Annotated in this window: 24 protein-coding genes, 1 other RNA gene and 1 pseudogene; 12 read left to right on the plus strand and 14 right to left on the minus strand. The window is 34.0% G+C overall.

What is annotated here, in order from left to right; all coding sequences use genetic code 11:
* Window positions 1–170: 170 nt before the first annotated feature.
* From AB1414_03940 to ssrA, 11 genes and pseudogenes are all read right to left on the minus strand, one after another.
* Window positions 171–275, minus strand: a pseudogene (locus tag AB1414_03940) (GxxExxY protein).
* 210 nt (window positions 276–485) lie between these two features.
* Window positions 486–998: a DNA-binding protein gene (locus tag AB1414_03945; protein ID MEW6606595.1), complete on the minus strand. Its 513-nt coding sequence runs from the start codon at window positions 996–998 to the stop codon at window positions 486–488.
* Window positions 995–2,518, minus strand: coding sequence for a potassium transporter TrkG (locus AB1414_03950; GenBank protein ID MEW6606596.1), 1,524 nt, complete (start codon window positions 2,516–2,518; stop codon window positions 995–997). Before AB1414_03950 ends, AB1414_03945 begins: the two co-directional genes overlap by 4 nt.
* Window positions 2,515–2,643 (minus strand): hypothetical protein, encoded by a 129-nt coding sequence (locus AB1414_03955; GenBank protein MEW6606597.1) that lies wholly within the window; start codon window positions 2,641–2,643, stop codon window positions 2,515–2,517. Before AB1414_03955 ends, AB1414_03950 begins: the two co-directional genes overlap by 4 nt.
* On the minus strand, window positions 2,636–3,313 hold the full coding sequence (locus tag AB1414_03960) for an NAD-binding protein (protein ID MEW6606598.1): 678 nt from the start codon (window positions 3,311–3,313) through the stop codon (window positions 2,636–2,638). The genes AB1414_03955 and AB1414_03960 overlap by 8 nt, the downstream gene beginning before the upstream one ends.
* A 122-nt stretch (window positions 3,314–3,435) precedes the next feature.
* Entirely contained in the window at window positions 3,436–4,044 is a 609-nt protein-coding gene (locus AB1414_03965) for a TrkA family potassium uptake protein (GenBank protein ID MEW6606599.1), read from the minus strand.
* Between the two features lie 447 nt (window positions 4,045–4,491).
* Window positions 4,492–4,776 (minus strand): acylphosphatase, encoded by a 285-nt coding sequence (locus AB1414_03970; protein ID MEW6606600.1) that lies wholly within the window; start codon window positions 4,774–4,776, stop codon window positions 4,492–4,494.
* A 7-nt stretch (window positions 4,777–4,783) separates the two neighbouring features.
* Window positions 4,784–4,963 (minus strand): hypothetical protein, encoded by a 180-nt coding sequence (locus AB1414_03975; protein ID MEW6606601.1) that lies wholly within the window; start codon window positions 4,961–4,963, stop codon window positions 4,784–4,786.
* Window positions 4,964–4,997: 34 nt separating this feature from the next.
* Window positions 4,998–5,177, minus strand: a complete 180-nt coding sequence (locus AB1414_03980) for a hypothetical protein (protein MEW6606602.1) — start codon at window positions 5,175–5,177, stop codon at window positions 4,998–5,000.
* Window positions 5,178–5,247: 70 nt separating this feature from the next.
* On the minus strand, window positions 5,248–6,150 hold the full coding sequence (locus AB1414_03985; protein MEW6606603.1) for a PQQ-binding-like beta-propeller repeat protein: 903 nt from the start codon (window positions 6,148–6,150) through the stop codon (window positions 5,248–5,250).
* A 356-nt stretch (window positions 6,151–6,506) separates the two neighbouring features.
* Window positions 6,507–6,867: a transfer-messenger RNA gene (gene ssrA, locus AB1414_03990) on the minus strand.
* A gap of 1,189 nt (window positions 6,868–8,056) precedes the next feature.
* Between ssrA and AB1414_03995 the strand changes: the two genes are divergently transcribed.
* Window positions 8,057–9,169, plus strand: coding sequence for an NAD-dependent epimerase/dehydratase family protein (locus AB1414_03995; protein MEW6606604.1), 1,113 nt, complete (start codon window positions 8,057–8,059; stop codon window positions 9,167–9,169).
* 30 nt (window positions 9,170–9,199) lie between these two features.
* Here the strand turns inward: AB1414_03995 and AB1414_04000 are convergent, their stop codons facing one another.
* A complete protein-coding gene (locus AB1414_04000; protein MEW6606605.1) occupies window positions 9,200–9,355 on the minus strand; it encodes a hypothetical protein in 156 nt (51 codons plus the stop codon).
* A 68-nt stretch (window positions 9,356–9,423) separates the two neighbouring features.
* Here AB1414_04000 and rfbF point away from each other — a divergent pair, with 68 nt between their 5' ends.
* The 5 genes from rfbF to AB1414_04025 are packed head-to-tail and all read left to right on the plus strand — an operon-like array spanning window position 9,424 to window position 14,133.
* Window positions 9,424–10,209: a glucose-1-phosphate cytidylyltransferase gene (rfbF, locus tag AB1414_04005; protein ID MEW6606606.1), complete on the plus strand. Its 786-nt coding sequence runs from the start codon at window positions 9,424–9,426 to the stop codon at window positions 10,207–10,209.
* Window positions 10,210–10,214: 5 nt separating this feature from the next.
* On the plus strand, window positions 10,215–10,676 hold the full coding sequence (locus AB1414_04010; protein MEW6606607.1) for a dTDP-4-dehydrorhamnose 3,5-epimerase family protein: 462 nt from the start codon (window positions 10,215–10,217) through the stop codon (window positions 10,674–10,676).
* Window positions 10,669–11,781 (plus strand): CDP-glucose 4,6-dehydratase, encoded by a 1,113-nt coding sequence (gene rfbG, locus AB1414_04015; GenBank protein ID MEW6606608.1) that lies wholly within the window; start codon window positions 10,669–10,671, stop codon window positions 11,779–11,781. Before AB1414_04010 ends, rfbG begins: the two co-directional genes overlap by 8 nt.
* A gap of 4 nt (window positions 11,782–11,785) precedes the next feature.
* Entirely contained in the window at window positions 11,786–13,096 is a 1,311-nt protein-coding gene (gene rfbH, locus AB1414_04020; protein ID MEW6606609.1) for a lipopolysaccharide biosynthesis protein RfbH, read from the plus strand.
* Entirely contained in the window at window positions 13,093–14,133 is a 1,041-nt protein-coding gene (locus AB1414_04025) for a glycosyltransferase family 2 protein (protein ID MEW6606610.1), read from the plus strand. Before rfbH ends, AB1414_04025 begins: the two co-directional genes overlap by 4 nt.
* Here the strand turns inward: AB1414_04025 and AB1414_04030 are convergent.
* Window positions 14,093–14,239 carry a hypothetical protein gene (locus AB1414_04030; GenBank protein ID MEW6606611.1) on the minus strand — a complete coding sequence of 49 codons (147 nt, stop codon included), beginning with the start codon at window positions 14,237–14,239 and terminating at the stop codon, window positions 14,093–14,095. The genes AB1414_04025 and AB1414_04030 overlap by 41 nt on opposite strands.
* Before the next feature lie 199 nt (window positions 14,240–14,438).
* On the opposite strand from AB1414_04030, the gene AB1414_04035 reads away from it, so the two are divergent.
* Window positions 14,439–14,666, plus strand: coding sequence for a GxxExxY protein (locus AB1414_04035; GenBank protein ID MEW6606612.1), 228 nt, complete (start codon window positions 14,439–14,441; stop codon window positions 14,664–14,666).
* A 430-nt stretch (window positions 14,667–15,096) separates the two neighbouring features.
* Here AB1414_04035 and smpB read toward each other — a convergent pair whose 3' ends face one another.
* The gene (gene smpB, locus AB1414_04040; protein MEW6606613.1) at window positions 15,097–15,549 is read right to left on the minus strand and encodes an SsrA-binding protein SmpB; all 453 of its coding nucleotides are present in this window, start codon (window positions 15,547–15,549) and stop codon (window positions 15,097–15,099) included.
* A gap of 341 nt (window positions 15,550–15,890) precedes the next feature.
* Here smpB and AB1414_04045 point away from each other — a divergent pair, with 341 nt between their 5' ends.
* From AB1414_04045 to AB1414_04065, 5 genes are all read left to right on the plus strand, one after another.
* A complete protein-coding gene (locus AB1414_04045; protein MEW6606614.1) occupies window positions 15,891–16,082 on the plus strand; it encodes an AbrB/MazE/SpoVT family DNA-binding domain-containing protein in 192 nt (63 codons plus the stop codon).
* Window positions 16,083–16,084: 2 nt separating this feature from the next.
* Window positions 16,085–16,549 (plus strand): PIN domain-containing protein, encoded by a 465-nt coding sequence (locus AB1414_04050; protein MEW6606615.1) that lies wholly within the window; start codon window positions 16,085–16,087, stop codon window positions 16,547–16,549.
* The gene (locus tag AB1414_04055) at window positions 16,549–17,391 is read left to right on the plus strand and encodes a hypothetical protein (GenBank protein MEW6606616.1); all 843 of its coding nucleotides are present in this window, start codon (window positions 16,549–16,551) and stop codon (window positions 17,389–17,391) included. The genes AB1414_04050 and AB1414_04055 overlap by 1 nt, the downstream gene beginning before the upstream one ends.
* Window positions 17,392–17,487: 96 nt before the next feature.
* Window positions 17,488–18,345, plus strand: a complete 858-nt coding sequence (locus AB1414_04060; GenBank protein ID MEW6606617.1) for a hypothetical protein — start codon at window positions 17,488–17,490, stop codon at window positions 18,343–18,345.
* 724 nt (window positions 18,346–19,069) lie between these two features.
* On the plus strand, window positions 19,070–19,219 hold the full coding sequence (locus AB1414_04065; protein ID MEW6606618.1) for a hypothetical protein: 150 nt from the start codon (window positions 19,070–19,072) through the stop codon (window positions 19,217–19,219).
* Window positions 19,220–19,316: the final 97 nt, after the last annotated feature.

Genomic DNA, 19,316 nt, shown 5'->3' on the forward strand with positions numbered 1-19,316 from the left:
AAAATGCTGTGGATAAAATTAGAGGCATTCTCTTTGTTTGAAAATATCTCTTTGAAGAAACTGTCATGTGGATTTGATATCTCCATCTTATCTCCTTACCCCAGCTTTGTTCTAACTGGTATGATAACGCGTAACTATTCACCACGAAGAACACGAAGGACACAAAAATGTTACAGCACAAATCTCTTTATGTCTTCTTTCAATCTTTCCACATTGAAATTTATCAATAGACCAACCTTGATATTTGCCAATTTCATATATGGTAACTATTCAGCCACAGATGGACACGGATGAAACACGGAAAATCCGTGAACCGTGTCCGTAATTAGGCTGAAGGTTTTTCCTCCTGTTGCCCTCTGTCTTCTGCCTTCTGCCCTCTGCTATTTATCTGTGCCAATCCATGTTAATCAGTGGCTCAATAGTTACTTTATTTCTATATCTTCTCTGTTCCTCTGCGTCTCTGCGGTAAAAGACTACCTGAACGGTTACCCTTTATCGAATTTCGTTTTAGTAATAAAATGAGTAATAATAATAACTAAGGCAATTAATGAGAGTAATAAAGATATTCTTACTCTGACTAAATTTATGGGATGTTTTACTAAATTGCCCGGTTTGATTATCTCTAATGATGTGGCGTGAATATCGAGTTCACCTCCGTGATTGGGACAGGCACGATGGAAAATCCCTTTTACCATTATTCTATCTCCAATGGCTTTATAGCAACCGTGGTAAGTAATCTTTGGGAGTTGCGAGATTTGAACAAAAACACCAATGGCAAAATTCCCATCGCTAATATTAAGCCAGGCAATATTCCCTCTTTTCATTACCGAACCAACGACCTCACCCTCATAATAAACCATTTTCCCATCGTATTCTTTTGCCTTTTTAATTAATTCGGTCGATGAAATAGGAGATGCATAAACAAGATTCTTTATAACCACAAAGAACATAAAAAATACAAAGATTTTAAATTGATTTTGGATTTTGGATTGATTCATCTTATTACCCTCTTTTTAGAAGACCATAATTGGGTAGTTGAGATAACAAAACTAATCAAGGCAAAAATAGACATAAATTCTAATCTTCCTGCCCACATTTCAAATATATAGGTTATTTTAAGTAAAAATGGCATTTGAGGAGAAACAATTCCACAACTAAGTCCAGTGCCGCTTCCTGTGGAAACTGAATCAAACAAAGCATCTAATAATGGATAATCATAAATAACTCCAACAAATGTCCCCAGTCCATAACTAAATAAAAAGCAAAAAATAATGAACATTGTTGAGCGAACGATTTTATCTTCTAATACAATATCTTTGATATGGTGAAACTTTTCCTTTACGACCGCTGATTTAGGGAGTGAAAGGGATTTTATATCCTGAAGCATTCCTTTAAATAAAATACCTATTCTTAAGGATTTAATTGCTCCTGATGTCGAACCACTATTACCCCCAATTCCCATAGCGATGATTAAACCTATCATTGCTAATGGTCCCCAGTCGGTTAAGAATTGTTGTGGATAAATCGTCGAATGGCCAGCAGTGCCAAGTGCTGAGATAACAAGATAAAGTGCCTTTCTAAAAAAGGTAGTGAAGTTTGAATAAACTTGTTGTTGGACAAGTCCATTTATGACGATAAAGAAAACTATTAAGAATATACTTATAAAACTAATGATTTCAATATTCTTGTATATTTCTTTGCGGTTTCCCGTAAAAAGTGCGTAATGAATTGAGAAATTCATTACGCCAAGGATAATTACTACTGCGGTAATTATTTCAATAGTTAAACTATGGTAATAAAGTAAACTCATACTTTGTGGTGCAAAACCACAAGTTGCCCATGAACTTATATATAACCACATACTATGCCAGAATGCTTCCAGTTTCGGTAACCCTATATTTACATAAGCAAACCAGAGAACTAATGTCCCAAGACAAAAATAACTTAGACTAATCGCCCAGATTATTCTTGCGGTCTGAACAATGTTAGGTAAAATTCTATCTTCTCTGCCCTCCCCAACATACATTCCATAGACACCGCTGGTGCGAATTAATAATGTCAGAGCAATAAGAATCATTCCTTGACCACCAATAAAGGTAATTGTGAATCGCCACATATTAACTGTGTAAGAAATATGGTCTAAATCTTGAATTAAAGATAATCCAACCGTGGCTAAACCACTCATAGCATCAAAACATGCATCTGTGTAAGAAATAAAATGGCCACTCATGAAAAGTGGGATGGCGCCTAAAAACATCGTTAAAATCCAGGAAACTGAAGCAATGACCATTCCTTCTATCCAGGAAAGGTCAGTTGGAACAGGACAGATTAAAAGGAGGATATAGCCAATAATCATGCAACACAAAAAACTAATGAAAAAATTTATTCCTTCGTTATACTCATTCATTAGAAAGGAAACAGCAATAGGAATAATCATTAAAAGCCCATATCCAACAATTAGCCTGCCACTATAATAACCAATAGTTTTAATATCCTGTAAGGTAGGTTTTGGAATCATTTTATATACCACACCAGTCCCGCGATAATCAAACAAAGGACAATGATAATAAAAATAGCTAAAATTTCAATCAAAAACCCCATAACAGGGTTAAAAATTTTTGTTATTGTTTTTCTATTATTCATTTATATCAATTTCTCCTAAGAAAATATTGAGTAATGCCTGTTCATTTTCAATCGTCGTCAGGGCAATTATATCATCTCCTTTTTCTAACTTAGTTTTGCCGTTGGGAATGATAAGGTCTTCGCCTCTAACAATAGAGGCAATAACTGAGTTAGATGGTAATTTAATTTTCTCTATTGGTTTATTTATAACCGGTGAGTTATCCATAAGGTCAACGCGGACAATCGCTAATTTACCTTTCTGGACAGTCATCAGGTTAATAAAGTCTTCGAGGGATGTTTCTTCCTCAATTATTCGAGCAATAATTGCGGTGCTATTGATGGGCACATCCACTCCTAAATCATTAAAAATCTGTTCATTTTTGGGGTCATTTACTCGAGCGACAGTGCGAGGGACATTAAAGTATTCCTTCGCCAATTGACAGACAACAATATTATCTTCGTCATCACCGGTTACAGCCGCAACAACATCAGCCTTTTCAATCCCGGCATCTTCTAAATAATGTGCCTCACAGCCATCTCCTTCGATTGTAAGTACATTTTCTAATTCTTCGGCAATTTCAGAACAGATATTTGGATCTTTTTCTATTAAAGCAACCTGATGCTTATCCTGGCAAAGTGTTTTAGCCAGTTGATACCCAATCTTTCCTCCACCAACAATAACTATATACATTTTAGCCCTCTCGTTTAGTAAACATTCAAAAGTTAGTTTTCAGTCATTAATATTTAGCTTCAGCATTCTACATCTTGTATCTTGCATCCTCTTTTAACTACTGATATCTGCTCACTGAACGCTTACCTTTTAACAATAATTAATAAAATATCCTTTTCTTTAGTAATTATTTCTTCATTTGGAAATAGGATTTCCTTATCACGAAGCACGGCAAGGGTTTTACCCTGTTGTTTTGTTTCTATTTCTTTTAAAGTTAAACCAGATGTATCTTCATTTATTTTAAATTCAATTATTTCTATCTCATTTACTTCAGATAAGTGATGAACAAAATGTCCAGAGGTAATTTTTTCTTTGATCATTTTTGCCATTAAGGTTGTTCCACCAATTACATTTAATCCTAATTGGTGATATAGTTGTGTTCGTTTTGGGTCATATATTCTGGTTATCACAGTAGGTATTTTAAATATTTTCCTTGCGACCTGTGTTGCGACCACATTGGTATTATCGCCGTTTGTCACCACAGCAACTGCATCTGCATTTTCAATACCCGCTTTTTTCAAAAGCTCAACATCATAACCATTACCAACCATAGTTCTACCATTAAAATTTGTGCCCAGTCGTTTGAAGGAAGAGTTACTTTTATCAATCACAACAACATTATGTCCTTCTAAACTTAAAGTAGTTGCTAATTGAGACCCGACTCGACCACAACCAATGATGATAATATACATTTATTTTCCCTCCAAAATTATGTAACCGTTCAGCCACAGAGGCACAGAGTTCACAGAGAATTAGAGAAATTAGCCACAAATGGACACGAATTATAGCACTTATTAATCGAAATTTGACATAGATATGACTCTGAAATTCCAAATCACAAATTCCAAATTCCAAACAAATTCAAATGACCAAAATTCAAAACATTACCCCCCATAGTTTGGTATTTATTACTTGAAATTTGGTGCTTATTTGAGATTTGGTGCTTGGGATTTGGGATTTTTCCCTTATCCACTCTGAGTAAAATTTTGACTAATAACTGCTATATTCCCTCTGTGTTCTCTGTGACTCTGTGGTTATATCCCTGGACGCTTACAAAATTATTAAAGGGTATCATATCATAAAATATGTCCTTTGTCAACTTTAAAAAATTATCCTGTCCATCTGCGTGAATCTGCGTCCTATCTATGTCCATATTTTATTTCAAATGTAGAAAATTCTCCGGTATAATCTTCGTAAGTCATTTCAACATTTTTAACACTTGCCCCGGGAGGACCTTTATGGCACCAGGAGATGATTTTTTCTACTTGTGTCTCTTCTCCTTCAAATAGTGCTTCTACTCTCCCATCCGGGAGGTTTTTTACCCAGCCATTAATTTCTAATCTTTTTGCAGAATCTTGAGTATATGCCCTGAAGAATACTCCCTGGACATAGCCAGAGATATAGAGATGTGCTCTTATGTTCATAACTTCATTACTTCCTAACTTCCAAACTTCGTAATTTCTTAACTTTATTGTAACCGTTCAGGTTATACATTAGAAGTGTAAGAAGGGGGATAAGGAGATAAGGAAGATATGGAGATAAGATAATAGAAATAGATTGAAATTTATAGAAATAGGTAGAAATTGATTGTGGAAAACAACAAATTTCCATAAATTTCTATTAGTTTCTACTAATTTCAATTTTTTTAATAATATCCCCTTATCTCCTTTATCTCCATATCTCCTTTTCTTACACCACCTGAACGCTTACACTTTATTATTCTGAAATTAGCCACACACACTGGTAACTGGTAATTGGTAACTGGTAATTGGTTAAATAGTTTCCTCCTGAACTCGAACTCAGCCGAACAGTATTTAATTACCAATCACCAGTTACCAGAATCAAATTCCGTGCGTTATTTGTTCAACATAACACTATTGCTCTGTTGCTACTCATTAGACATATTTTTTATGAAGAAAAGATAGTTTTTTTGAAGGAGTAATTAAGTTTTGAAGTAGATAAAGTTTCCTATCACGCGAGGCAACGGCAATATGTTTTGCATTAGGAGTAATATCTACTTCATAAACACTTCCTTTTGTTTCATATTTCCAGATTTCTTTTCCTGTTTTATTAAGTAAATAAACATAATTATTATTTACTCCCGCAACTATAAATTCACCATCAGGGGTAATTCTAACTCCATAGATTTCTCCGCCGATATATTTTTTAAAGAGTAATTTACCCTTTTTATTTAAAAGGTAAATATATTTATCTTCTCCACCAGCTATAATTAGATTACCATTAAAAGAGATATCGACATCATAAACCTCGCCATTTGTTTCAAACTTCCATAATAACTTTCCGTTTTTATTCTGAAAGTAAATATATCTATCTCCACAACCAGAGACAATATATTCCGCGGCGGGTGTAAGTGCTACGCCACTAACCATTTGACTTACTCCATATCGCCAGAGGAGTTTTCCATTTATCACATCTAAAAGTCCTATTTTCCAATCAGCAGTGCCAACCGCAATATAATCTCCTCCTGGAGTAATAGAAACGCTATTTACATCGCCCCCTGTTTTATATTTCCATAGCAATTCACCTGTATTATTAAAGAAACAAACATCATAATCACCAGTTCCAGCAACAATATAGTTTCCTTTATAGGTAATATCTACGGAATGTACCCATTGTCCAATTTCATATTCCCAGAGTTTATTACCCCTTCCATCTAAGAAATAAAGATTTTTATCATTGGCACCTACAACTATATATTTAGCATCATGGGTAATGGCAACACAAAAAACACTTTCTCGAATGTTATAACTCCATTTTTCTTTGACTAATTCTGGCATAGATAGAAATTCCTGGTAACTATTTAGTGTGATAAGAAGATGTGATGTTGAGATTTTTCGGTAACCGTTCACCGCAGAGACGCAGAGAAAAAAAATTTAAAACTATTTGTCGTACGTTTCATTCCATCTCTGATTTTCATCAGAGCAAACTTTTTAGGATTGACATATCATGATTGATTAACAAATTTGGTTTTGATGTCCTATGTATTACAAAGATTACCTCAATAATCTTTTCTGTGATCTGATTTATTTCTATGTCTTCTCTGTTTCTCTGCGTCTCTGCGGTAAATTACCACCTGAACGGTTAGATTTTTCCTCTTCGCACCTTTTCATAACTGATTATCGAATATTCTTCCTGGTGGAGGCGGCGGGAATCGAACCCGCGTCCGAAGATACAAAGACATAAGCCTCTACACATCCATTGTCTGAGATTTTAGTTTTCACTTCCTTAATCTCCTCTCAGACAGGATACAAAGGAAATTAGCTTATTTTTTCTCGTTACTTTTGCCCAAGCAAAGCAATAAGTAACCAGTCTGTTAAACTAACACCCTTAATAATTCTACAGACAAGAATTATCAGGATGTGCTGCGAAATTAAGCAGCAAGTGCCAGATCGTAGTTGGCGTTTATTGGTTTTGCTGTCTGTTTAACGAGGCCTGACAGCACCTCGGGATGCAACCTATATTTTGTTTATCTCCGTCGAACCCTTTTCGCCCCCTTTTTTTTGTAACCGTTCAGGGTGTAACGAAGGGGAAATGGAGAAATCAGGGAAAAGGGGAAAAAGTATTCTTATTTTAGTAAGAAAATCATATTATTTAGAATGTCATTGACAACTGATGAAACCTTCTGCTACCTAATTCCCCTATCCCTCTCCTTTCTCCCCATGAACGCTCTCGGATAAAATTAAGCGTTGATTTTATTAGCCCTTCCAAACAGACAATCTTCTTTTCCCCCCACCGAAGGAACAAGGATCAAGGTGCAAGGAACAGGGTCTTTCCCTACTCTTTACCTCTTGCCCTTTGATTTCACAAGTGCTGTTTCCAACCCCATTAGCATCCTTCTCTTTTCCATTCACCTTAATCCTTGAACCTCGATCCTTGAACCTTTTTATCCGAAAACCTTCCCCATTTCCCCTTTTCTCCTTATGGACACCTGAACGCTTACTTTTTTTTACCCCAGAGAACACATGTTTTAGCCAACGCTCTGATTGTTATAGGTATTTAGAGAGTAATTACTGCATATTGTCTTCAGAGGCACTTTCTTTCCACCAGTTTAAGTATACCATATTTTAAGAAAAATTACAACTATTTTTTATCAGTTCTGAATAGTTACGGATTTTCTACTAATTTAAATGTGTAAAGGAGCAAAGGGTTAAGATACCTAAAAGTTGTCCCCCAAATTGTTCAAAATAGTGTTCTTCAATCCCGCATTATTCCTTATGGTTATAAAGATGTGGGTAAGTTTCAGAAAAATTTTTATTGACAAGGGATAAAATTTCTGCTAAAATACCCTCAAAAGGTGCAAAGATGAATAAACAGTTCCAAAAAAACAAAAAGCAAATTCCTATCACTTAAGATTAAGTGGTTTATCCTTTTTTAAACGCAAAGAACGCAAAGAAATTAACCGCAAAGGACGCAAAGATTATAGTGCTCTGTTAAGATTGAATTTGCATGTTACTTAGGTAATCGGTAATCAGTAATCGGAGATAACAGGCGCCATTGTTTTCTCTTCACCGATAACCTGATAACCGATAACTTTCTAAACATAGCAAAGCAAACTTAACAAAGCAATAGGTTGTTCACCATTTTATTTTCCTTTCTTTGCGTCCTTTGCGAAATCTTCCTTTGCGCTCTTTGCGGTTAAATCTTTATACCTTTAAAAAAACTTGAACATCAAGTATCAGTGTTATATTAGTTACCGCTGGAGCAGGGTTTATTGGTTCTCATTTAGTTGATGCATTATTAGAAGAAGGACATTATGTCCGAATATTGGATAATTTAGACCCACAGGTACATGGAAAAGAACAAAAAATACCTGAATATTTGAATAAAGAAGCAGAATTTATTTATGGAGATGTCCGTAATCGTGATCAGGTAAAAAAGGCAATTTCAGATATAGAAGTTATTTTCCATGAAGCCGCAGTAGTAGGTGTAGCTCAATCAATGTATGAAGTAGAAAGATATATTCATAGTAATACCTATGGGACGGCAGTACTTTGGGATGTTTTGATAAATGAACCCAATAAGGTTAAAAAGGTAATTGTTGCATCTTCTATGTCTATTTATGGGGAAGGAGAATATAGATGTAATAAATGCGGTATTGTCTATCCTAAACTTAGAGGAATTGAGCGCCTAAAAGCACATAAATGGGAAATAGAATGTCCCAAATGTGGTTTTGAATGTCTGCCTATTCCTACTGGTGAAGAAAAACCATTAATTCCAACATCCATCTATGCTATTTCAAAAAAAGACCAGGAAGAAATGAGTATAGTTTTGGGGCGTGCATATAATATCCCGGTTGTAGCATTACGCTATTTCAATATCTATGGACCGAGACAGGCCCTTTCTAATCCTTATACCGGTGTAGCGGCCATATTCTCATCCAGAATATTAAACAATAATCCACCACTTATTTTTGAGGATGGAGGACAAAGTCGTGATTTTATCCATGTAAAGGATATAGTCAGGACTAATCTTTTAGCTATGAAAAATGATAAGTCTGATTATCTAATATTTAATGTTGGTTGTGGTCATCCAATAACTATTTTTGAAATAGCTAACTTGCTTATCTCTAATCTTAATCCAACTTTAACTCCTCAAATAGCAAATAAATTTCGAGAAGGAGATATTCGACATTGTTTTGCTGATGTTTCTAAGATTAAGAAAGAATTAGGATTTGAAGCCCAAATATCCTTTGAAGATGGGATTAATGATTTAATTCAGTGGGTCAAAACTCAATCAGCAGATGATTTAGTCGATGTAGCAACCTCAATATTGGGAAAAAAAGGATTAACAAAATGAAATAGGGTTTATAGAATTTTAGGTGGTGTCTTAATCTATCATAAAGATTGAAATAGTGTCCGAAAAGGAGATATGGGGATTATGGAGATAAGGAGATAAATTCATTCTAAAATTTTGCAAAGGACAATGAATAATTTCCATATCTCCCTTTATCTCCTTATCCCCTTTTGGACACCAAATCTGCATAGATTTCACTATTAGAGTTATTTTCAAACACCACCTAAAAATGAACCGTCCCGAGGAGGCGTAATTTAATGACTAAAGTAGTTATTCTATGTGGTGGAATGGGCACCAGACTACGGGAGGAAACTGAAATTCGACCGAAACCATTAGTTGAAGTAGGAGATAAACCCATCCTCTGGCACATTATGAAGATTTATTCATATTATGGATTTAATGATTTTATTCTTTGTCTGGGTTACAAAGGAGAGATGATTAAAAACTATTTCTATAACTATGAAATGCTAAATAATGATTTTACCATAGAATTAGGTAACTCTAAAAATATAGAGATTTACAGCCATCATAAAGAAAAGGACTGGCGAGTTACACTGGTTGATACCGGAGCAAATGCCTTGAAAGGGGCGAGGATAAAAAAAATAGAAAAATATATCGATAGCGACCTGTTTATGCTGACTTATGGAGATGGCGTAGCTAACATCAATCTCCATGAATTGTTATCCTTTCATAAGAGTCATGGTTGTATTGGAACGGTAACTGGTGTCCGACCGATGTCGCGATTTGGGGAATTAATAGTTAAAGAAAATAAAGTTATCTCATTTACAGAAAAGCCCCAGGTTTCTTATGGAATAATAAATGGGGGGTTTTTTGTTTTTAATCGAAAAATCTTTGACTATTTATCTGAAAATGATAGTTGTGATTTTGAAATAGGACCGTTAGAACAATTAGCCAGAGAAGGCGAATTAATGGTCTATGACCTCAAAGGAGAATGGGAGTGTATGGATACCTTTAGGGATACTCAGTATCTTAATAATTTGTGGAAAAATAAAAAGGCATTCTGGAAAGTTTGGGAGGAGTAAAAAAAATGGATAATAACCAGATTGAAGGCGTGGTTATAAAACCACTAAAAAAAATACCGGATGAAAGAGGTTCTATCTATCTCATGTTAAGATGGGATGACCCAATTTTTGAGAGATTTGGAGAGATATATTTTTCTTTAGCCTATCCTGGAGTTATTAAAGCCTGGCATCTACATGAAAAAATGACGCTAAATTATGCTGTTATTCAAGGAATGATAAAACTTGTCCTTTTTGATGATAGGAAAAACTCATCTACAAAAGGTAATTTAATGGAAGTGTTTATTGGTGAAGAAAATTATTCTTTAGTTAAAATCCCACCAAAAATTTGGAATGGATTTAAATGTATTGGAACAAAACAGACCATAGTAGCAAATTGTGCGACCTTACCTCATGACCCAGACGAAATTAAAAGAATAAATCCTTTTACAAATGAAATACCTTACGATTGGGGTCTAAAACATGGATAAATATCTTAGACAAATATATGAAAATAGACGGGTGTTAGTTACAGGACATACGGGATTCAAAGGCGGATGGTTATCAGTATGGCTTACAGAATTAAGGGCAAAGGTTATTGGTTACTCCCTCCAACCCCCTACACAACCAAATCTGTTTGAATCTATAAATCTAAACGATAAAATTGAACACATTATTGGTGATATTCGAGATGAAAAAAATTTGCTCGCTATCTTTGAAGAATATCAACCTGAATTTGTCTTCCACTTAGCGGCACAACCATTAGTGAGATTTTCTTATAAAGAACCAAAATTTACCTATGAAACAAACATCATGGGCACAGTAAACCTTTTAGAAGCAGTACGAAAATCCAGGAGTGTGAAAGTTTGTGTTATCATTACCAGTGATAAGTGCTATGAAAATAAAGAGTGGATTTATGGTTATAGAGAAATAGACCCGATGGGTGGCTATGACCCTTATAGTTCAAGTAAGGGCTGTGCTGAACTCATAACCGCTTCTTATAGAAATTCTTTTTTTAATCCTAAAGACTATGGGAAAATTCACCAGGTATCTCTATCATCTGTCCGAGCTGGAAATGTAATCGGTGGTGGAGATTGGGGGGAAGATAGACTTATTCCGGATTGTGTGAAATCATTTTCAAAAAATAAAACAGTTCTGATTCGTAATCCACACGCCACAAGACCCTGGCAATATATTCTGGAACCATTATCAGGTTATCTATTGCTGGGAGCGTTAATGTATGAAAACGGAGCAAAATATAGTAGCGGGTGGAATTTTGGTCCAAACGATGAAAGTATAATAAAGGTGGAAGAAATAGTTAAATGTTTAATTAAACATTGGGGTAGCGGCGACTATCAAATAGACACTTCAAATGTCACTCAACCTCATGAAGCCAGCCTCTTAAAATTGGATATAAGTAAAGTTCGTGCTTTACTTGGTTGGAAACCTATTTATCATATCTATGAATCACTTGAAAAAACTATTATGTGGTATAAAAGTTTTTACAATGATGTTGGTCTGGAAAAGTTGTATGAAATTACAGTCCAGGAAATTAGGAACTACATAAACTCTATAAATAGGAAGGAATTAGATTAAGATAGTGGAAAATAAGGATTTAAAAAGTGAGATTTTTGAGATGGTTACCAGGTATTATGAAGAAAAACATAAACACAAACCATTTATACCTGGTAAAACACACATTCCGTATGCTGGTCGGGTCTATAACGAAGAGGAGATAATCTTTCTTGTTGATTCGGCTTTGGATTTCTGGCTGACAACTGGGAGATTTGCAGAACAATTTGAGAAGGAATTGAGTAAGTTTTTAGGGGTAAAACATTGTATTCTCACTAACTCGGGTTCTTCTGCCAATCTTTTATCTGTATCTGCTTTGACATCTCCTAAGTTAGGAGAAAAAAGGCTTAAACCAGGAGATGAAGTAATCACTATAGCCTGTGGTTTCCCAACCACGGTGAATCCGATTATCCAGAATAATCTGGTGCCGGTATTTATAGATGTAGATATTGGGTCTTATAACATTCAATCAGATAAAATTGAAGAGGCTTTATCTGAAAAGACAAAGGCTATTTTTTTAGCCCATACACTTGGTAATCCATTTGATTTAAACAAAATAATGTCCATTGCTCAAAAATATAATTTGTGGGTAATTGAAGATAACTGCGATGCTCTTGGCTCAAAATACAATGATAAATATACTGGCACCTTTGGACAGATAGGGACTTTAAGTTTTTACCCTGCTCACCACATCACTATGGGAGAAGGAGGGGCATTGGTAACGAATGATACTCAGCTAAAGAGATTGATTGAATCTTTTAGAGACTGGGGTAGAGACTGCTGGTGTGAGCCAGGAAATGATAATACCTGTGGAAAGAGATTTTCACAGCAGTTGGGTAGGTTACCTTTTGGTTATGACCATAAGTATATCTACTCTCATATAGGTTACAATTTAAAAATAACAGATATGCAAGCGGCAATAGGAGTTGCTCAATTAAAGAAATTACCCTCATTTATTGAAGCCCGAAAGAAAAATTTTAATTTGCTTTATCAAGGATTAAAGGAATATGAGGAAGTCTTCATCCTTCCACAACCTACTTCTAATTCACAACCAAGCTGGTTTGGATTCCCAATAACCGTAAGACAAAAGGCTAAATTTTCACGAGCAAAGATTGTTAATCATTTAGAAAAAAATAATATTGCTACCAGAATGCTTTTTGGTGGTAATTTAGTAAAACAACCTGCCTATCAAAATGTGAATTATCGCCTTATAGATTCGTTAAAAAATACAGATTTTGTCATGGATAATACCTTCTGGTTAGGTGTATATCCTGGCTTAACTGAGGAAATGATTGAATTTATTCTTAAAACAATAGCCTCTAAATTGCGAGGGATATGATGGTTGATTTAACTATATCGATAATTAATTTTAATAATGAAAAGTTATTAGAAGAGTGTCTAACATCTATTTATGAAACCGCTAAAAAGATTAGTTTTGAAATATGGGTAGTGGATAATTACTCAATGGATAACAGTGTAGAAATGGTTCGAACTAAATTCCCCCAAGTTAATCTGATAGTCAATCCCCACCATAAAGGTTTTTCTACCAATCATAACCAGGTCCTATCGCGGATGGACGGCAGGTATGCTTTAATCTTAAGTGATGATGTGATTGTAAAACCAAATGCCCTTGATTATATGGTCGAGTTTATGGATGAACATTCTGATATAGGAATATTAGGGCCAAAGGAATTTTTCCCGGATGGAAGATTGCAAAAATTTCATTGTTTGGAAACACGCTCTCTCTGGTCTGAATTTTTAGAGGCATTTATGATTAGTCCTTTTTTAAGAAGGGTTTTCCCTGAACTAAGATTTCCAGGACAATTGTATATGTCTTCGCTGAAAGATTATGACTATGCTCATGAGGTAGCTTCTGTTCATGGAAGTTGTCTGATGGTGAGAAAAAAAATGTTAGACCAAATTGGGCTCATGGAAGAAAAATATTATTTCTATTATGAAGAACCGGATATATGCCTTCGGGCTAAAAAAGCAGGCTATAAAGTCTATTATACCCCAGATGCACAAATAATCCACTATTTTGCCGCTACCACTCGAAAATCTAATCCATTTTTTATGATAGATAAATCTTTAAATGCCCTCCATTCTTTTTATAAAAAATTCTATGGTTTATCTGGCTCTATTTTAGTTGGATGTATTACCATTGCCTCTTCAATATTTATCTTATTCACCCTCCCTTTCATCTATATATTTGATGTGAAAAAGAGGGAGGTTATAAAAAGAAATATAATAGCCACCCTGAGAATTCTTCATTGGTATTTTACCTTCGGAGGACGATTCTCTTCTAAGAAGAAGAATGTGTATCTTGACTTACCTTCTATTTCTTGTAACCGTTCAGGTTATACATTAGAAGTGTAAGAAGGGGGATAAGGAGATAAGGAAGATATGGAGATAAGATAATAGAAATAGATTGAAATTTATAGAAATAGGTAGAAATTGATTGTAGAAAACAACAAATTTCCATAAATTTCTATTACTCGATATTCAAGTTTTTTTTAAGATTAAGTGGTTTATCCTTTTTTAACCGCAAAGAACGCAAAGATTATAGGTTGTTCACCACCCTTTTAATTCCTTCCTTGAGTCTTAATACATTGAAATTTATAAGCAATTAACAATATTTGGTAAGGGTTCAGGTAGGATAAAAATAAGGAGAAAGGGAGAAGATGGAGAAGTGGAGAAAAGAAGAGTTAACTGATAGGATTATTAATGTCTGTATTAATGTTCATAAAAAGTTAGGACATGGTTTTCTGGAGAGCATCTATCACAATGCCTTGAAGGTTGAGTTTGCAAGACAGAACATCATCTTTGAATCAGAAAAAGAAGTCAAGATATTCTATCAAGGTGTTGAGGTTGGGATTCATAGACTTGAGCTTTTCGACCTGTGCGGTTAAATGTAAAATGTATAACTGAAAGGTAATGAGTCTTGCGAAGTAGTAAAATTTCCCATTTTTCATTTCCTATTTTACATTTCCCATTTATTTTTCCTTTGCGTCTCTGCAATGAATTAGTCTAATCGCACAGGTGGAAAAGTTTGAGCCATTTCTCCAATTCTCCCTTTTCCCCATTTCTCCTTGTTTACACTTCTAATGTATAGCCCTGAACGGTTACAATATTTGAAAGTTCGTTTTCGTTTATAGGCCTGTTTTCCTTTCTTTGCGTCCTTTGCGAAACCTTCCTTTGCGCTCTTTGCGGTTAAATCTTTATACCTTTAAAAAACTTGAACATCGAGTATTAGTTTCTACTAATTTCAATTTTTTTTAATAATATCCCCTTATCTCCTTTATCTCCATATCTCCTTTTCTTACACCATCTGAACGCTTACTATTTCTTCATAGTTGCCTTCATTGTCCGTCTCATCTCTTTTTCATGTTCTCTCTTCTTAATTACCGCACGCTTATCATAAAGTTTTTTACCTTTACCTAATCCTAATTCTAACTTTACCTTCCCTTTTTTAAAGTATAATTTTAATGGAATTAAGCTAAGTCCTCTTTCTTGTGTCTTCCCTATCAATCTTTTGATTTCTTCTTTTTTTAAAAGGAGCTTACGAATTCTTGTTGGCTCATGATTTTGGATATTTCCATACGGATATTGATTTATATGACAATTGAATAAAAAAACCTCTTCATTTTCTACCCTGGCTAAACTATCCTGTAAATTTGCTTGATGATTTCGTAATGATTTTACCTCTGTTCCTCGAAGGCAAATACCTGCCTCGTAAGTTTCTAAAATTTCATAATCATGGTATGCTTTACGATTACTACATATTATAGTCACTTTCTTTCCACCATTTCAACTATACCACATTTTAAGAAAAATTACAACTATTTTTTATATTCCCTGTTTTTTTATTGACTTTTAGACGGACAATGATTATAATATAAAAGTAACTATTCACCACGAAGGGTACGGAGAGCACGAAGTGAAATTTGATGAATTATCGAATAGAGTCATTGGATGCGCTATAGCGGTGCATCGAACTCTTGGGCCAGGTTTGCTTGACACCGTGAAGAGTGATAATTCACAATTCACAATTGACAATTCACCATTCACCATTATTAAGGAAATTTAGGGAAGAAATGGTGAATGGTGAATAGTTACAAAGGAGGTTACTTACTATGGGTTCTACGGCGAAGTTAAGCAGTAAATATCAAATTGTTATCCCTAAAAAAATAAGACGAGAATTAAACCTGAAATCAGGTGATGAATTAATAATGAAGATTGAAGATGATAAGATAATTATGCGGGCAAAACCTAAGAGTTATACCGACTATATGTTAGGATTAGGTGAAAAAGTCTGGAAGGAATAATTATGAACAAATTAGAAAAATTTCTGAAAGGATATCATGTTATAGGATTAGATGCACAAATCTTTATTTATCTTTTTGAAAATAATCCGAGATTTAAACCAGTTACAATCGCCCTATTTAGTCTAATGGAGCAAGGAGAAATAATTGGTGTTACATCTATTCTATCTCTTCTTGAAATTCTTACCAAACCGATGGAGAAACAAGAACATCATTTGATAAATGAATATAAATTTTTGCTTAATACATTTCCTAACTTGATTATTGGGAAAATTGATGAAGAGATAATCGATTTAGCCGCATCTTTCAAAGCAAATTATTCTTTTTTGGATGATACTTTTGCCATTCAATTAGCTACCGCTAAATTATACGACGCCGAGTGTTTCATTACTCATAACCAATCGCTGAAAAAAATGCGAGAGATTAAAATAATTAATATAGCCGAGATTTTAGAAAAGGTAGAAGATTGATGAGACGATTTATCTTGTTTTTAATATTATTTTTTGGAATCTCATTTTTATTTTATATCACCATTTTAAGAGATTTCAAACCAACTACCATTAACATTTCTGGCTATCTTTCACTTGAAGATAGGGTTAGTGCTGAAGGAGTGAAGGTTGAAGTCGTTCCATTTTATCCTAAAAGGATTTTTAGAAAACCTGTCCAACATTTCTTTACCGACTCAACAGGATTTTACAAATTAGAAGAAATTGAAGTCCCTATTGGACCTTTGGGTGAAATTTTTGTTTTATGGTTAGATGGTCAGAAAAAAAAGGCACCATATTTAAAGTTAAGAATTATTAAAAAAGGTTACCTTCCGGTGGAAGTTCTAATATTCAAATTTACACCCATAGTCAAAATACCATTTCTAACTTTAGATAAGGAAGGAACACGAAAACCACTAAATGAAGTCATTTCTGAAAATGGTATTAAAATTGTAAAAAATATCACCAGGTATAGATTTTGTGCCCTTCATAATTATCTATGGTTTTATCCAGAATACTACGACCTTGAACTTATAATTCCAACAGATAAACCAAAACAAAATGTCAAACTCAAACTTCGGTTGATTAATGAACCACTTTACACCAATTTTGAGGAAGAACTTAGTGAATCAGCCGATGAATTGAAAGGGATAATAAAGATACTTATTCCCGAAATTCCTGTCGAAGAGGTAAAATTGCGTGGTGGAGAAAATGTGGCTAATTCATTATCTAACCCATCTTTAGTGGATAAATTAAACGAAATCTTAATCAACTCTAAAATAAAACATATTCGTTTGACATCAATAGATTTAGTAAAGAAAAAGTAACTGTTCAGCCACCAGGGCACAAAGACTCAAAGAAAAGATTATTTTATCTTCGTGGCTTCGTGGCTGAATAATTAAAGAAACAAGGATTAAAATATTATGATGAATTATTATCTCTCATACATATTTGGAAGTCATTATGATGGTCCGTCTTACTTTATTGGATTAATACCATTTGTCATCGTCATAGGATTAATTATCTTTTTAGAAGAATTTATCTCTTGTGGAATTAATTTTATAATGACTAATAATAAAATAATCAGATTAAGACTTATTTTATCTTCTATTATTATAGCTCTATTTACGATATTCTTAGTTGGAACAGGTGTATTATTTTATCATAATGTTTATCTGGGCAAAAAAATTATTTTTTTATATTTTTATCTTAATGGACTATTTTTTCTTTTTTATCTTGGGTTATTGACAATTGGGACATATATTTTCCTCGTCTTATGGAAAAGAAGATTAGACCATAGCATTGGTCAAGGTGGATTAAGTGGTCTTATTTTTGGGATACTCTTAATCGTTAGCCTTGATTTTATAGGGTTAGAACATTATGATAAAATTCTTGTGATATTATTATTTGCCGGACTTGGATTTCTATGGGGACTGCTTGGAAAAAAAGAGGTAATTTTACAAAAATGGGTTTTAATTCTATTTCCAGTAGAACAAAGTGTTATTATCTCTTTAATCTTCAGTGTATTTTTAATCTGGCTTTTCAGGGCTTTATATGGAATTGATTTCGAAAATGAAAAACTTTTATCTATGATTGGATTAATCTTGCCTATTATAAGTGTGATATTTACCAGCATTTATATCGATAGGTTAATCCGCGTAGAACCTTTTGAAAGTAGTCCGTATAAGAAATCGCGGTATCTTAAATTAGGACTATTAATATTCCTATTTTTCTGGATAGGTGAATTATACTCTCTTTTAACCATCAAAATGATCTCATAGTAACCTACTGTTTTGTCAAGTTCGTGTTTTGGGTAGAGTTATAAGCGTTCAGGTGGTGTAACAAAAGGAGATATGGAGATTAAGGAGATAGGGAGATATTATTAAAAAAATTGGTAACTATTCAGCCTGTAGGAAAGTAGGAGAGTAGGGAAGTAGGAAAGGGGAGACATTGTCCCCAGAAGAGGAATACCGTGCACATCCTTTATCCCTTTCCTACTACCTACTTGCCTACTATTTCCTCCTGAAAGTAGGAAGTAGGAGAGTAGGAAAGTAAGAAAGGTATTATCTAATTCTTGAACTTTTGCGTTTTTTTAGGTGTAAGAAAGGGGAAATGGAGAAAATTGGGGAAAGGGGAAAAAGAATTTCATGTATAACTAACTATATTTCTTATACTTAGAGAAAAATACTTCTTTTTCCTTTTCCCCCCTTTTCCGTTTCCCCTTATTTACACAAGAGATTGAAATACAAAGTGTTAGCAAAAAACGCAAAAGTTTAGCTAATTCTATCTAAAGATCTTAATTATCTGCCAGATTTTCAATCCATTTGGGATATATCTGAAGAAGTGAGTAGGATGCTTATAGGTTTAATCAAATCAATTAAGAGTAAAATAGTATGAAGTATTTCCCCCTCTTCCTACTTCCTACTTTCCTACTTCCTACTTCCTACTTGCTTGGTATGCTGAATAGTTACAAAAATTGAAATTAGTAGAAACTAATAGAAATTTATGGAAATTTGTTGTTTTCCACAATCAATTTCTACCTATTTCTATAAATTTCAATCTATTTCTATTATCTTATCTCCATATCACTCTTATCTCCTTATCCCCTTTCGGACACTTTTGATATATAGCCTGAACGGTTACAAAAAAGGATAAACCACAAAGGGCACAAAGTAGTAACGCAAAGGACACAAAGGGAAGAAAATAGGTAAAGCATTTTTTATCAACTCAACTTCAAAGGATAAGTTGCAAA

Source organism: bacterium, from assembly GCA_040755795.1.
Lineage (GTDB): Bacteria > UBA9089 > CG2-30-40-21 > CG2-30-40-21 > SBAY01 > JBFLXS01.

Bases quoted from the DNA above. Each gene is read 5' to 3' on its own strand.
- AB1414_03945 (MEW6606595.1), bottom strand. From the start codon at position 998: ATGAATCAATCCAAAATCCAAAATCAATTTAAAATCTTTGTATTTTTT.
- AB1414_03950 (MEW6606596.1), bottom strand. From the start codon at position 2,518: ATGATTCCAAAACCTACCTTACAGGATATTAAAACTATTGGTTATTAT.
- AB1414_03955 (MEW6606597.1), bottom strand. From the start codon at position 2,643: ATGAATAATAGAAAAACAATAACAAAAATTTTTAACCCTGTTATGGGG.
- AB1414_03960 (MEW6606598.1), bottom strand. From the start codon at position 3,313: ATGTATATAGTTATTGTTGGTGGAGGAAAGATTGGGTATCAACTGGCT.
- AB1414_03965 (MEW6606599.1), bottom strand. From the start codon at position 4,044: ATGTATATTATCATCATTGGTTGTGGTCGAGTCGGGTCTCAATTAGCA.
- AB1414_03970 (MEW6606600.1), bottom strand. From the start codon at position 4,776: ATGAACATAAGAGCACATCTCTATATCTCTGGCTATGTCCAGGGAGTA.
- AB1414_03975 (MEW6606601.1), bottom strand. From the start codon at position 4,963: ATGGAAATTTGTTGTTTTCCACAATCAATTTCTACCTATTTCTATAAA.
- AB1414_03985 (MEW6606603.1), bottom strand. From the start codon at position 6,150: ATGCCAGAATTAGTCAAAGAAAAATGGAGTTATAACATTCGAGAAAGT.
- AB1414_04000 (MEW6606605.1), bottom strand. From the start codon at position 9,355: ATGCAGATTTGGTGTCCAAAAGGGGATAAGGAGATAAAGGGAGATATG.
- rfbF (MEW6606606.1), top strand. From the start codon at position 9,424: ATGACTAAAGTAGTTATTCTATGTGGTGGAATGGGCACCAGACTACGG.
- AB1414_04010 (MEW6606607.1), top strand. From the start codon at position 10,215: ATGGATAATAACCAGATTGAAGGCGTGGTTATAAAACCACTAAAAAAA.
- rfbG (MEW6606608.1), top strand. From the start codon at position 10,669: ATGGATAAATATCTTAGACAAATATATGAAAATAGACGGGTGTTAGTT.
- AB1414_04025 (MEW6606610.1), top strand. From the start codon at position 13,093: ATGATGGTTGATTTAACTATATCGATAATTAATTTTAATAATGAAAAG.
- AB1414_04030 (MEW6606611.1), bottom strand. From the start codon at position 14,239: ATGGAAATTTGTTGTTTTCTACAATCAATTTCTACCTATTTCTATAAA.
- AB1414_04035 (MEW6606612.1), top strand. From the start codon at position 14,439: ATGGAGAAGTGGAGAAAAGAAGAGTTAACTGATAGGATTATTAATGTC.
- AB1414_04045 (MEW6606614.1), top strand. From the start codon at position 15,891: ATGGGTTCTACGGCGAAGTTAAGCAGTAAATATCAAATTGTTATCCCT.
- AB1414_04050 (MEW6606615.1), top strand. From the start codon at position 16,085: ATGAACAAATTAGAAAAATTTCTGAAAGGATATCATGTTATAGGATTA.
- AB1414_04055 (MEW6606616.1), top strand. From the start codon at position 16,549: ATGAGACGATTTATCTTGTTTTTAATATTATTTTTTGGAATCTCATTT.
- AB1414_04060 (MEW6606617.1), top strand. From the start codon at position 17,488: ATGATGAATTATTATCTCTCATACATATTTGGAAGTCATTATGATGGT.
- AB1414_04065 (MEW6606618.1), top strand. From the start codon at position 19,070: ATGGAAATTTGTTGTTTTCCACAATCAATTTCTACCTATTTCTATAAA.